Origin of the sequence: Sphaerospermopsis aphanizomenoides BCCUSP55 (assembly GCF_001586785.1) — a bacterium.
In the GTDB taxonomy this organism is placed as follows: Bacteria; Cyanobacteriota; Cyanobacteriia; order Cyanobacteriales; family Nostocaceae; genus Sphaerospermopsis_A; species Sphaerospermopsis_A aphanizomenoides_A.
Genome location: NZ_LUFH02000033.1, coordinates 38771 through 52184, shown reverse-complemented (window position 1 = coordinate 52184; position 13414 = coordinate 38771). Strand labels below are relative to the sequence as shown.

The 13414-nt window shown below is 40.2% G+C and carries 9 protein-coding genes, 1 pseudogene and 1 CRISPR repeat array; of the genes and pseudogenes, 6 read left to right on the top strand and 4 right to left on the bottom strand.

The genetic code is table 11. From position 1 onward, the window contains the following. Nucleotides 1-125: 125 nt before the first annotated feature. Nucleotides 126-344: pseudogene (locus tag A0J48_RS10600) on the top strand (Uma2 family endonuclease); the annotation flags it as partial. A gap of 185 nt (nt 345-529) precedes the next feature. Then, a CRISPR array of direct repeats spans nt 530-2001; the repeat unit is 37 nt; unit sequence GTTTCAATCCCTAATAGGGATTATTTAGAATTGCAAT. A 301-nt stretch (nt 2002-2302) separates the two neighbouring features. Here the strand turns inward: A0J48_RS10600 and A0J48_RS10595 are convergent. The 3 genes from A0J48_RS10595 to clpP all read right to left on the bottom strand — a co-directional run bounded on the left by A0J48_RS10595 (nt 2303) and on the right by clpP (nt 5325). Continuing rightward, nucleotides 2303-3154, bottom strand: a complete 852-nt coding sequence (locus A0J48_RS10595; protein ID WP_200322895.1) for an alpha/beta fold hydrolase — start codon at nt 3152-3154, stop codon at nt 2303-2305. A gap of 121 nt (nt 3155-3275) precedes the next feature. Further along, nucleotides 3276-4616, bottom strand: coding sequence for an ATP-dependent protease ATP-binding subunit ClpX (clpX, locus tag A0J48_RS10590; protein WP_200322893.1), 1341 nt, complete (start codon nt 4614-4616; stop codon nt 3276-3278). Between the two features lie 10 nt (nt 4617-4626). After that, on the bottom strand, nt 4627-5325 hold the full coding sequence (gene clpP, locus A0J48_RS10585; protein WP_200322891.1) for an ATP-dependent Clp endopeptidase proteolytic subunit ClpP: 699 nt from the start codon (nt 5323-5325) through the stop codon (nt 4627-4629). 96 nt (nt 5326-5421) lie between these two features. Here clpP and A0J48_RS10580 point away from each other — a divergent pair, with 96 nt between their 5' ends. Then, on the top strand, nt 5422-5577 hold the full coding sequence (locus tag A0J48_RS10580) for a hypothetical protein (protein ID WP_200322889.1): 156 nt from the start codon (nt 5422-5424) through the stop codon (nt 5575-5577). 88 nt (nt 5578-5665) lie between these two features. Here the strand turns inward: A0J48_RS10580 and tig are convergent, their stop codons facing one another. Continuing rightward, nucleotides 5666-7033: a trigger factor gene (gene tig / locus A0J48_RS10575; RefSeq protein WP_200322887.1), complete on the bottom strand. Its 1368-nt coding sequence runs from the start codon at nt 7031-7033 to the stop codon at nt 5666-5668. A 913-nt stretch (nt 7034-7946) separates the two neighbouring features. Between tig and A0J48_RS10570 the strand changes: the two genes are divergently transcribed. The 4 genes from A0J48_RS10570 (at nt 7947) to A0J48_RS10555 (ending at nt 13315) form a co-directional block, all read left to right on the top strand. Next, complete coding sequence (locus A0J48_RS10570; protein WP_200322885.1) at nt 7947-8969, top strand: aspartate-semialdehyde dehydrogenase; 1023 nt, start codon at nt 7947-7949, stop codon at nt 8967-8969. 70 nt (nt 8970-9039) lie between these two features. After that, complete coding sequence (gene dapA / locus A0J48_RS10565; protein ID WP_200322883.1) at nt 9040-9924, top strand: 4-hydroxy-tetrahydrodipicolinate synthase; 885 nt, start codon at nt 9040-9042, stop codon at nt 9922-9924. A gap of 563 nt (nt 9925-10487) precedes the next feature. Continuing rightward, nucleotides 10488-12260: a ribonuclease J gene (locus A0J48_RS10560; RefSeq protein ID WP_200322882.1), complete on the top strand. Its 1773-nt coding sequence runs from the start codon at nt 10488-10490 to the stop codon at nt 12258-12260. A gap of 668 nt (nt 12261-12928) precedes the next feature. After that, nucleotides 12929-13315 carry a Mo-dependent nitrogenase C-terminal domain-containing protein gene (locus A0J48_RS10555; RefSeq protein WP_200322881.1) on the top strand — a complete coding sequence of 129 codons (387 nt, stop codon included), beginning with the start codon at nt 12929-12931 and terminating at the stop codon, nt 13313-13315. Nucleotides 13316-13414 lie beyond the last annotated feature (99 nt).

The following is a 13414-nucleotide window of genomic DNA, read 5'->3' as shown; positions in this document are numbered from 1 at the left end:
AGTAGTCGTGAAAAATAAATTTTATAGTTAGGAGAGGTAATAGGGAAGAGGGAATAGGGAATAGGTAAGGAATACAGACATTTTTGTTTTCAATCAATATGTACAATTAATTTTGCTTGGGTACTTATGTAGAAACTACAAATCATTGGTTAGAAGAAATTGGTTTAGGTTTAACTTTATGGGAGGGAGAGTTTGAAGGAATAAATGATACTTGGTTACGTTGGTGTGATCAAGATGGTAATGTTTTGATGACTGGTGATGAAAGAGCGAAAAAAGCTGAACAACGCGCTCAATTATTAGCAGAAAGATTGAGGGCTTTGGGTGTAGATCCTGATAGTATTTAAAAGTTATTTTTTACTGATATTATCTCGTTCCCAGTCTCCAGACTGGAAATGCTATCAGGAGTCTTTGACTCCAGTTTAAAACAAAAGGCAGAACTTTTTAACATTCATTTCCATACAGAGTATGGGAACGAGAAATTAACGATAGTTTAAAACATTAACACTATTTTATTAGCTGTATTAGCAATGTTTCAATCCCTAATAGGGATTAATTGAAATTGCAATAAGCACTAATTTAAGAAGTTTTTTGAGTTCAGCACGTTTCAATCCCTAATAGGGATTAATTGAAATTGCAATGCGCTAGAAGTCGATGCCAAAAAAATGGCAGTGAAAGTTTCAATCCCTAATAGGGATTAATTGAAATTGCAATATTCTGCTGATTCTTGGGCTATTTTTTCATGCAGCGTTTTAATCCCTAATAGGGATTATTTGGAATTGCAATTTAATTGGTAAAGAGCCTTCAGCGAAGCTAACACTCGTTTCAATCCCTAATAGGGATTATTTAGAATTGCAATCTATTCAGGGATTTTATACTGATTTGTTGGAAATATTTGGTTTCAATCCCTAATAGGGATTATTTAGAATTGCAATTGGGGATGTTCTGAAAATTATTGGTGTTCCTGGTGCGACGGCGTTTCAATCCCTAATAGGGATTATTTAGAATTGCAATTTGTAATTGCCCAGATGCCAGTAATGAAGCCAAGAAAGTTTCAATCCCTAATAGGGATTATTTAGAATTGCAATAGGTTTAATGTAGTATGCTCAAATTCAGGGTATCCGTTTCAATCCCTAATAGGGATTATTTAGAATTGCAATAGAAGCTTTCCAAGAAGAATCCGCCAAAAGATTCCACGTTTCAATCCCTAATAGGGATTATTTAGAATTGCAATTTTGATAATTCACCAAGTGCTATCTTATCTGAAGTAGCCAATGTTTCAATCCCTAATAGGGATTATTTAGAATTGCAATATGCTACACGCTGCTAAATTAGCAGGTCACTTTACAAATGAGTTTCAATCCCTAATAGGGATTATTTAGAATTGCAATCTCCTATAAACAACGCATTTGAAAGACAACTCAAAAAAATAGCTGTTTCAATCCCTAATAGGGATTATTTAGAATTGCAATATTATCAAAATCCCAATGCCACATCAACCACATATCTTTGTTTCAATCCCTAATAGGGATTATTTAGAATTGCAATATTTGAATTTATTGTTTCTTCTTCTTGAGCTAAGTTTCAATCCCTAATAGGGATTATTTAGAATTGCAATTTACAATCTTTCCGCCTTGTTGTTAATAGGGAATAAAAAATGTTTCAATCCCTAATAGGGATTATTTAGAATTGCAATCAATGAATTAGCCCCCGCTTGGTGTGCCTCCGGAATCGTTTCAATCCCTAATAGGGATTATTTAGAATTGCAATAAGGGGCGCTACAGCATTAAATTCGGTGATATCAAGGCAATTGTTTCAATCCCTAATAGGGATTATTTAGAATTGCAATTTCTACTGTTTGCATAAATAATTCTCCAAAGTGTTTTCATCGTTTCAATCCCTAATAGGGATTATTTAGAATTGCAATTTTATCGGAAATTATTTAGGCGCAATACCTACAATTTTTGGTTTCAATCCCTAATAGGGATTATTTAGAATTGCAATAGCGGTAGGCTGAAACCCTTTATATATGTAGTTTTCAAGGTACAGTTGCGCGGATGAGATCATGATAGTCCATTTCAGGAATCGTGTCAAGAAGAAAAACGGCTGAAACCCTTACTGGGTAAAGTGCGCGGGTGGTTCAAGAGCAGAAAATCAACCAAAGCCTGATGTAGATTTGATTTCAGCCATTTTTTAATCAACCAAAATTTTTACACCCACCCATCCGCGCATCAACCAATGGAGTGCTTCAGAATCTCTGTGTCTTTAGACCGGGCAGTGTCAAAAAATACCGCTATATCAATTGTCAATCATTTAAAAACTCTCGTATCCTTGCCAAATAAGTTTCTGGGTCTTCCAACATGGGAAAATGGGCAGTATTAGGAATCACTGCAAATTCAACTTTTTCATTTAGTGCTGCTGCTTGTCGTCCCATTTCTGCGGGAATAATAATGTCATATTCCCCCGCCACCAGCAATGTTGGTACTGTTAATTTCGTGAATTCCTGGGGCATTAATTCCGCTTGTTCTTTACTTACAGAAGCGAAAATAGTGCCTAAAGCTGCATCATAATCAGCATCAATAAAATCTTGTAAAAAAGCTTGTCTCTCCGATTTAGGAATAGGACTATGGAGAAATCTCGCCATAAACATCTTGTCAGCTAAGGGTATTTTCCCTAACCATTTAGGACGGAATTTAACTACTAGTCCACCAAATTTATAAAAAGCAGCAAAGGCTTTCTCGTCATATTCAAAAATGCCACTACAGGTTAAAATTCCCTTACACACTCGTTCAGAATAACGATTAAAAAATAAAGTAGCAATAGAAGCGCCCATTGAATGAGCATTAATATAAACTCGCCGAAGTTGCAACCCATCTAACAAAGCCGCCAAATCTTCAGCATATTCATCTAATTCATAACTTAACTCTTTAATATCCTCAGCATTTTTCTGGCTGGGTTGAGCATGAGAACGCCCAAATCCTCGCATATCATAGAGTAAACAATCAAATTCTGGTAATAAAGCCTCAGCTGTACTTCGCCAATATCTAGAAGAACCAGCCCAACCATGAATAAAAACCATCACAGGCTTAACTGCACTTGATGGTTGTTTCATCCACTCGTAATAATGCTCAACGCCACAAACATTGATATAAGCCATAGTTTTAAGGGAACAGGGAACAGGGAACAGGGAACAGGAAACAGGTAAATTCTTAATTCTGAACTCCTGAACTCCTGTTAGCGTACGCTCCTCGCGGAGCGAGGCACTCCTGAACTCCTTCCTATGCTGATTCTGGTTTGGGTAGTGAAGATGGATGTACTAGTAGTTCCGCAGTAGAACGTTTTTCCACCATTTCCCTTGTTACTGTGCAGCGAGTGACATCTTTACGAGAAGGCAACTCATACATCACATCTAACATTAATTCTTCCACAATACCCCGTAGCGCCCGCGCCCCAGTTTTGCGTCGATAAGCTTCTTGAGCGATCGCTTTTAAAGCATCTGGTTTAAAATCTAACTGGACGTTATCCATCTTCAGCAGTTTTTGGTACTGCTTCACCAAAGCACTACGTGGTTGGGTAAGAATCGCCATTAGCGCCTCTTCATCCAGAGGATCTACTACAGCTACCATTGGCAACCGCCCGATAAATTCGGGAATCATGCCAAATTTCACCAAATCATCCGGTTCTAGATGACGCAGTGTATCTGCTGCCCGTTTTTCTTTCGATTGACCTTCTCCCGATTGGACAAAACCAATTGACTTTTTACCCACTCTCTGATCTACAACTTTTTCCAACCCAACAAAAGCCCCACCACAAATAAACAAGATGTTACTCGTATCAATTTGGATACAGTCTTGATAGGGGTGCTTGCGTCCGCCTTGGGGGGGAACATTGGCAGTTGTTCCTTCCAACATTTTCAGCAAAGCTTGTTGTACACCTTCACCGGAAACATCTCTGGTAATTGAGGTATTTTCACTCTTGCGGGCAATTTTATCAATTTCATCAATGTAGATGATTCCCCGCTGTGCTTCCTCCACATCCAAATCTGCCACTTGTAAAAGTCGCAGCAAGATATTTTCCACATCTTCTCCCACATACCCTGCTTCTGTTAAAGTTGTGGCATCAGCAACAGCAAAGGGTACATCAAGAATTTTGGCTAGGGTTTGTGCTAACAGGGTTTTACCGCAACCAGTCGGGCCCATCAATAAAATATTGGACTTTTGAAGCTCTACCGCATCGTCTGCCCCACCTTTACCATTACCTTTAGACTGGACAATAGCCAACCGCTTGTAGTGATTATAAACAGCGACTGACAACACTTTTTTGGCTTCATCTTGACCAATAACGTGTTCGTCTAAATATTTTTTAATTTCTCTAGGTTTGGGTATTTGATTAAATGAGAGATTGGCAGAACGAGTACGGCGTTTTTGAGGTGGTTCTGACCGTGGCGCTGGTTGGGAAGCAGCACCATTCGTATCCAGCAACTCCTCATCTAAGATTTCATTACACAAGTCAACGCATTCATCGCAGATGTAGACTCCCGGACCCGCGATTAATTTACGCACCTGCTCCTGAGACTTGCCGCAAAACGAACATTTTAAATGGGAGTCGTACTTAGTCATACCAAGCCTCTTATTTCAGAATGGTGACGTTTTCCCCTGCTGTGGGGAGATTTTGTCGAGAAATAACCTGATCGATTAAACCGTAGTTTTTTGCCTCTTCCGCCGACATGAAAAAGTCACGTTCTGTATCTGCTTCGATTCTTTCTAGAGGCTGACCAGTATGTTTGGCCATCAGCTGATTCAACTTACCTTTAATGTAAAGAATCTCTCGTGCTTGAATTTCAATGTCAATTGCCTGTCCTTGAGCGCCACCAAGGGGTTGGTGAATCATAATTCGGGAATCAGGTAGAGACATACGTTTTCCTGGAGTTCCAGATGTTAAGAGAAATGCTCCCATACTGGCAGCTAATCCAAAACAGATGGTAACAACATCAGGGCGTATTTGTTGAATTGTATCATAGATTGCCATTCCTGCGTAGACAGAGCCACCAGGGGAATTGATGTACAATTGAATATCTTTTTCTGAGTCTTCCGCATCCAGGAATAGCAATTGAGCCACAATTGAGTTGGCTACAGTATCATCTATTGGTGTTCCCAAAAAAATAATCCGTTCTCGGAGCAGGCGGGAGTAGATGTCAAAAGCCCTTTCTCCCATACCCGATTGTTCTACCACCATCGGTACGATGTTGTTGGGGCTGCCGTAGCTACAGCTAATGCCGATGGGACTTAAGCTACTGATGGGGTAATTTCCCGACTGCGATACAAGCATACAAGAATATTTAACAATAAGTTGGACAGAGTTTGTCGCCTTTATGGCTGATATTGCGAGAATTTGAATTTGTATTTGAGCTATGTGTTAACCATTATGCCTTATTTGAATTCTTATCGCAGAAGAGAGGAGTTCAGGAGTTCAGGAGTATGGCTTACGCCACGCTTCGCTATCAGGAGTATGGCTTACGCCACGCTTCGCTATCAGGAGTATGGCTTACGCCACGCTTCGCTATCAGGAGTTCAGGAGTAAGAGGAAAGAACGAAAATTTCCCCTGCCTCCCCTGCCTCCCCTGCTCCCCTGCTTTCCTCACTGTCACCTGTCACCTGTCACCTGTCACCTATTCCTCCGATGAATCAGTTTCTTCTTTTGTGCTTAAAGAACCTGCGGGGACTAGTTCTACGGTGGAGTTATTTAACAGCCAATCTAGGATTTTGTCGTTGGCTAGTTCCTTTTCCACTACTGATTGCAGTCTAATGGGATCTATTTCCTCATCAGTGTATTGTTCTAAAATTTCTTTGACTCTAGCTGCAACTTCTTCTGGTGTAACTTGGATGGATTCGCGTTTGCCGATTTCTTCGATGGCTAGGGAACGTTTCAGGCGTTCAATCGCTTCTGGCTGCGATCGCTCTCTTAATTGGGGAATAATATCTTGGGTAAACAGTTTTCTCACGTCTAACCCTTGCTCTGACAGTTTCATTGCTGTTTGTGTGAGCATGGCATCGACTTCTTGGTCAATTAAGGTTGCCGGCAAGTCAATTTCTACTTGCTTGAGCAGTTCTGCTAACAAAGCTTCTTGCTTGTTGGCTTTGGTTTGGTCTTCGGCTTCTTTTTGATATCTTTCTTCTAAAGATGCCCGCAGTTCTGCTAAAGTCTCAAATTCACTCACTTCTTGAGCAAATTCATCGTTCAATTCGGGTAGTTCTTTTTCTTTGATTTCTTTGAGTGTGACTGTGAACAGTGCAGGTTTACCAGCTAACTCTTGGTTAGCATAGGGGTCTGGAAATTGAGCCGAAATTTCTCTGGTTTCTCCAGGGTTCATGCCCACCATACCGGAGACAAAACCAGGGATAAACTTATCTTCTTGTAACTCAACTTGAAAATCAGTTGCTTCTCCACCGGGAATAGGTGTAGGTTCTGTAGATTCGTCTTCACCTTCCGCTTTGGTGATCACACCTTTAAAATCAACTACAGCTACATCACCAATTTGGGCTGCACGTCCTTCTACGGGAATCAGAGTTGCCATCTGTTGACGTTCTCTGTCTATGACGGTATCAACCCTTGTGGAATCGTACTTGATTTCTTCTGCTTGAACTTGAAAACCTGTGTACTGCTTAAGAACGACTTCTGGTTCAACATCAACAGCAGCTGAAAAAGTCAGGGCTTTTCCTGGCTCATAATTATTGATCAATTCATCGAAGGAGGAGCGTAATCGCGGTTGACCAATAGCGTTAATGGCTTCTTGTTTAACTGCTTGCTCAACTACTTCGGGAATTAGTTCTTCTAGTGCAGATGCTTTGATCCGACTGACACCAAGGCGCTGTAATAATATTGGCCGGGGTACTTTGCCTTTGCGAAACCCAGGAATACTTACAGTACCACTTAAATTTTTAACGACCTGTTCGTATTTTTGTTTGGTAATTTCTGGTGTAATCTCTATTTCTAGTCCAATTTGGCTTTTTTCAAGTTTTTCCTGGGTAACTTTCATGCTTTGTCTCTGTTGTTTCTTGTTTTCATTTTGAGAGTACACACAAGCAGGGTAGCGATCGCCTTCTGCACTTGATGTCTCACGGTGCGGATTCAGTTATGTCTTTTTAGCATAATCAAATCCAAGGGAGGGGTCTAGTGCGCCCTTGGGCAGATATCCAGTTTACTGCCAATAGCACAGGACTTAACACTTTGATTGTAATATCTTTACTGACCAGCCCCTCCGGTGCGGGGTGTGGGGTGTGGGGAAGAAAAAGCCTCTACTTTTAAGTATGGAAACAGAAAAAAGATGTATTTTGAGGCGCGTAGTGCGAAAAATACAGCGTCCTTGCTTGAAACCCCTGATTGTAATTATGGGACTCCCTACACCCCACACCCTACACCCTTTTCACTTTGCTCTGGAAATGGTACTCATATTGCTCACTATGTGATATCCTGTCAACATAAGTAGCTCTTGGATTCAAGCTATAATATATAGGATATAGGTGTGTAAACCATAATGGAACAATATTGCTTATCTCTCCTGTCAATATAGCTTAGTTTGTGCTGATGATTTTGATCTATTATTTTGGATCATAGTATATTGTTGTTACCAGGGACTTAGCCTTGTAGGTATGATCAGAAGAAAATATCCAGATTTAATACTCTAGCATTTTTCTGTAAATCCACAGTTTGTTGTATGTTAATGTATGATGCAAAAAATAAACATTAAATCTTAATTATTGTAAACTGAAATAAATTTATTATTTGAAGTAGAAAAACAATACTAGCTGCTTGCTTGATATATCTATAACAAAATCAGCCAAATGTTATTGAGTATTGAAATGCAATTGATTTTATAGATATTCGCATTATTAAATACTCTAAATTGTATAAAAAAAGTTGCTAATTACCTCTTAAAGGAGGACGTGAATTTGTCTAAATCCTATCGTGTAGCTATTTTGGGTGCGACTGGTGCTGTTGGCACAGAGTTGATGGAATTACTGGAAAACCGGAATTTTCCCATTGCTGAGTTAAAATTGCTGGCATCAGAACGAAGTGCGGGCAAAAAACTCAAATTTAAAGGAGATGAGATCCCCATTGAGGCAGTTAGCGATCGCTCTTTTGATCATGTTGACATAGTGTTGGCTAGTGCTGGTGGTGGGACATCCAAAACCTGGGCTGGAGTAGCTGTGGAAAAAGGCGCAGTCGTAATTGATAACTCCAGTGCCTTTAGGATGAACCAAGAAGTTCCCTTGGTAGTACCAGAAGTGAATCCCCAAGCGGCGGCTAATCATAGAGGCATTATTGCTAATCCTAACTGCACAACAATTTTAATGACATTGGCAGTATGGCCATTGCACAAAAGTAAACCAGTAAAAAGGATTGTGGCAGCTACCTATCAATCAGCTAGTGGTGCTGGTGCCAAAGCAATGGAGGAAGTAAAAATCCAAACCAGTGCTATATTACAAGGACAACAACCAGTAGCTGAGGTCTTACCCTACCCGTTGGCGTTTAATTTATTTCCCCACAATTCCCCTATGACTGATTTGGGATACTGTGAGGAAGAACTAAAAATGGTTAACGAAACCCGCAAAATATTTGGTAGTCAAGAAATCAGAATTACTGCCACTTGTGTACGGGTTCCCGTACTTCGCGCCCATTCAGAAGCAATTAACCTAGAATTCGAGACACCTTTTAGTCCAGATGAGGCTAGAGAAATATTAAGTCAAGCCCCTGGTGTAAAATTGGTAGAAGATTGGCAAGCAAATTATTTCCCGATGCCAATAGAAGCCAGTGGTCAAGATGAGGTTTTAGTAGGGAGAATTCGGCAAGATATTTCTCACCCTTGTGGCTTAGAATTATGGCTTTGTGGCGATCAAATCCGTAAAGGTGCAGCCTTAAATGCAGTGCAAATTGCAGAATTATTAATAGAAAAAAATTGGTTGAGTCATTAGTCATTGGTCATGAGTTTGTGACAACTGACAACTGACAACTGACAACTGACAAATCAGGAGTGAAAAGAGGGTGGTAGATTTTGGCACAATTGTAACTGCTATGATTACGCCGTTTAATACAGACGGCAGCGTTAACTATGATGTAGCAGGAAAATTAGCAGCACATTTAGTAAACAATGGTACAGACACCATAGTTGTGTGTGGGACAACAGGTGAATCTCCGACATTGACTTGGGATGAAGAATACCAGTTGTTTGTAGAAGTTTTGCAAGCTGTAGGCAGTAAAGCAAAGGTAATTGCTGGATGTGGTTCTAATTCCACAAAAGAAGCGATCGCGGCCACCGAAAAAGCAGCTAAAATAGGCGTACACGGGTGTTTACAAGTTGTCCCTTATTACAACAAACCGCCTCAAGCTGGTTTATATCAGCACTTTGGGGCGATCGCCAAAGCTTGCCCTGATCTACCGATTTTGTTATACAATATCCCTGGTCGTACTGGTCAAAACTTAAATCCAGAAACAGTTGTGCAGTTAGCGCAAATCGACAACATTGTAGGGATAAAAGAAGCCAGTGGGAATTTAGACCAAGCTAGTGAAATCCGCCGCTTGACACCAGAAGAATTTCAGATTTACGCTGGAGATGATTCTTTAACCTTGCCTCTGTTAGCCGTTGGGGCTAAGGGTGTGGTAAGTGTGGCTTCTCATCTGGTAGGCAATCAACTAAAACAGATGATAGAGTCCTTTAATATGGGGAAAATTCATCTAGCCACGGAGATTCACCTACAACTATTCCCGTTGTTTAAAGCTTTATTTTTAACAACAAATCCTATCCCCATTAAGCAAGCATTAAAACTTCAAGGTTGGGAAGTAGGTTCAGTCCGTCCACCTCTTTTTGAAGCTGACGCAGAAATCTGTCAAAAGTTAGAGGCGGTGATGAACAAACTCAGCTTAATCTAAGCGCCAAAATTTGGGAAGTTGGCTGGATGCTTAGAAATACGAAGTACATGAATTGTTAATTACATTTTGTACTTCATTTACTGGCAATATGCTGTAGTTTACAACTTAAATAGGGCTGCTATATATAGTAGGTAACAAGTAACAGAGTTAAAAGTCTTGAAATGTAGGAGTTTTATGATAGCTATACGTTTTGATACGACTGATAAATCCCTATAAATAATTGGTAATACTTGTGATACCAATTCTCCAAAATTCAGGACAGATGCAAACTCATCAACCCTTGTTAAATCTGTATTTATGAATTTTGAATTTTGAATTTTGAATTTTGAATTTTGAATTTTGAATTTTGAATTGGTATAACTAGGTTGCAATTTAAACATCTGTGCTAGAACTGAGCGATATAAGAATCATTCAGTGTAAATTCCTTTTTATTTATTCAAGCTTGGATATTGTGATTCAACTTTGACTGTTTCTACCTGGCTTAAATAAACATTTGAAGTTTTCTTTCATACAAGAACGCTAACTATCAATTTATCAACAACACACACAATCTCAAGGAGAAAATGGCTAAAAACGAACTTGACTCCGCCCTCAAAATTATTCCTTTGGGTGGCTTGCACGAAATTGGTAAAAATACCTGTGTTTTCGAGTACGAAGATGAAATAGTTCTATTAGATGCAGGTTTGGCCTTTCCCACAGAGGCAATGCACGGCGTGAATATTGTTTTACCTGACACAACATATCTCAGGGAAAATCGCCACAAAATTAAAGGGATGATTGTCACACATGGTCATGAAGACCATATTGGTGGGATCGCTTTTCACCTTAAACAATTTGACATCCCGGTAATTTATGGGCCAAGACTAGCAATGGCAATGCTAGAGGGGAAATTAGAAGAAGCAGGAGTGCGCGATCGCACTGAATTAAGAAGCGTTCTTCCCCGTGATGTAGTCCGCATTGGCAAAGCCTTTTTTGTCGAATACATCCGCAACACCCACTCCATCGCTGATAGTTTTACTGTGGCCATTCACACGCCATTAGGTGTAGTTATCCACACAGGGGATTTTAAAATTGACCACACCCCAGTTGATGGCGAGATGTTTGACCTGCAACGTCTAGCAGAACATGGAGAAAAAGGCGTACTGTGCTTGTTGAGTGATTCCACCAACTCAGAAGTACCAGGATTTACACCATCTGAACGTTCTGTTTATCCCAACCTTGATCGGGTATTCTCTCAAGCCACAGGGCGCTTATTCGTCACTACCTTTGCTTCCAGCGTGCATCGAATCAATATGATTTTGCAACTGGCCAAAAAACACAACCGAGTAGTGACAGTTGTGGGGCGTTCGATGTTAAATTTGATCGCCCATGCCCGGAACTTAGGTTATATCAAATGCGAAGATAATCTTTTCCAACCTTTGCATACTGTCCGTGGTATGCCAGATGAAAATGTGCTGATTCTGACAACTGGCTCTCAGGGTGAAACAATGGCAGCCATGACCAGAATTGCCAACAAGGAACACCCCCACATTAAAATTCGGGAGGGAGATACAGTTGTCTTCTCTGCTAACCCCATTCCTGGTAATACCATTGCGGTGGTTAACACCATTGACAAATTGATGATGCAAGGGGCAAAAGTGGTCTATGGACGAGATAAAGGTGTTCACGTTTCTGGACACGGTTGTCAAGAAGAACAAAAGCTGATGATTGCTTTAACTCGTCCTAAGTTCTTTGTGCCTTTCCATGGTGAACATCGGATGTTAGTTAAGCACGCGGAAACTGCTCAAAGTATGGGTATTCCCGCTGAAAATATGATTATTATTCAGAATGGGGATGTGATAGAACTAACGGAAAACTCCATCCGTGTGGCTGCTAAAGTTCCATCGGGGATTGAACTGGTGGATACTACGAGTTCGGGGATGGTGAGTGCTAAAGTGTTGCAGGAACGTCAACGCATAGCTTCTGAAGGACTTGTGACTATTGCTGCTGCTATTGATTGGAATGGTAAGCTGTTGGCAAAACCAGAAATTCATATGCAGGGTGTAGTGACAAGTATTGAGCGATCGCTTTTACTCAAGTGGGTACAGCAACGCATTGAGGAAATTCTTAGTGTCCGTTGGTCAGAGTTTGTGACGGGTAGCGGACAAAATGATATAGACTGGGGCGGTTTGCAAGAAATGTTAGAGCGAGAGTTGCAGCGTTCTCTACGTCGGGAGTTGCAGTGTCAACCATCTTTGACTTTGTTGATGCAAGTCCCTGATGAACCACCTGCTTCGGTAAAAGCTGCTGCTGATGGTAGAAGACGACGGACTCGTTCTACTGCTGTGGCTTCTTAAAATTTAGCTTACGCAAAAAAGCAGAGGCGCAAAGGTTTTTAGCGTCTTTGCTTTTTTATTGGAAAGCATAATTAGGGGATGCTGATAGCGGAGCGTGGCGTAAGCCATATAAATGCAAAACACTGATAAATTAAGGGATTCAGACTGATAAAAAAGAAAGCAGGTGCAAGGTTTTTAAAACTAGGAGTGGAAATATCGAGCATTTTGAGGGTGAAATCTCAAAAATTTTTGGCTAACAGATAGCCCTTTCCTCTTGCCTCTTGCCTGCCCCCACGAGAAAACTTTTATGCCTAACGGCACGCTATGCGAACAGCAAACCCTAATTACTGCCTTAACCAATAGATAAACAGCATTTATATTGATTTATTATACAGATAATCCTAAGATATATTAAGTTTTGTTAAGGTTACAGCCAAACCCGTCTAAAGGTAGAGGTCTTCATTAAAATTTAAAGTGTGTCAAGTTATCAAAAAGATTCGATTACCAGAGTATCCATTTTTAGGAATTTGGGTTTAACTTGACGTAGTAATACACAGATGATGACTTTAAGAGGCTACTCATACTTTTTAAAGAATTTCCGTCAAAATACGATTTTCCCGGGCAAAGAAATTGTCATATTGTATATTCATCAGTAAGGTGAATACCCTCATAACAAGAGAGGAGTAACCATGAAGGTATTTGAAAGTACCACAAAAAAGATTTTTTTCGCAAGCTGGGTATCACTCCATCAACCAGAAACTAAAAAGGCTGATGTCACTGAGTTACAAGCTTCTCATTTTCAATCAATTGAATCTAAATGGAATTTTCTGGGTCCTTTGCGAAAGTGGTTAGATAACTTAAAAGTAGGCGATCGCCAATTTGCTCATAGGGTGTGTCGATTAATTCCGGCTCAATGTCCTTTTGAGAGAGATGTCAAATTGTTTGGTAGAACACTTTTTCACATTCCGCCAATGTGTAAGCTAAACCCTTTGTATGAAGAAGTAGTAGGTCTAAGATTTCGCGCTCTGTGTTATCTAGCAGATGAGTGCGGCGAAGATATTTCCAGATATTGTTAGTGATGAGTAACGAGTGCTGAGTAACGAGTGATGAGTTAAAAGTACAGAGTCCAGAGTTAAGGGAAAATTTAATTAACTCTGGATTTTTGATTAAGGACA

Bases quoted from the DNA above. Each gene is read 5' to 3' on its own strand.
- clpX (WP_200322893.1), bottom strand. From the start codon at position 4,616: ATGACTAAGTACGACTCCCATTTAAAATGTTCGTTTTGCGGCAAGTCT.
- A0J48_RS10580 (WP_200322889.1), top strand. From the start codon at position 5,422: ATGCCTTATTTGAATTCTTATCGCAGAAGAGAGGAGTTCAGGAGTTCA.
- A0J48_RS10555 (WP_200322881.1), top strand. From the start codon at position 12,929: ATGAAGGTATTTGAAAGTACCACAAAAAAGATTTTTTTCGCAAGCTGG.
- clpP (WP_200322891.1), bottom strand. From the start codon at position 5,325: ATGCTTGTATCGCAGTCGGGAAATTACCCCATCAGTAGCTTAAGTCCC.
- tig (WP_200322887.1), bottom strand. From the start codon at position 7,033: ATGAAAGTTACCCAGGAAAAACTTGAAAAAAGCCAAATTGGACTAGAA.
- A0J48_RS10595 (WP_200322895.1), bottom strand. From the start codon at position 3,154: ATGGCTTATATCAATGTTTGTGGCGTTGAGCATTATTACGAGTGGATG.
- A0J48_RS10560 (WP_200322882.1), top strand. From the start codon at position 10,488: ATGGCTAAAAACGAACTTGACTCCGCCCTCAAAATTATTCCTTTGGGT.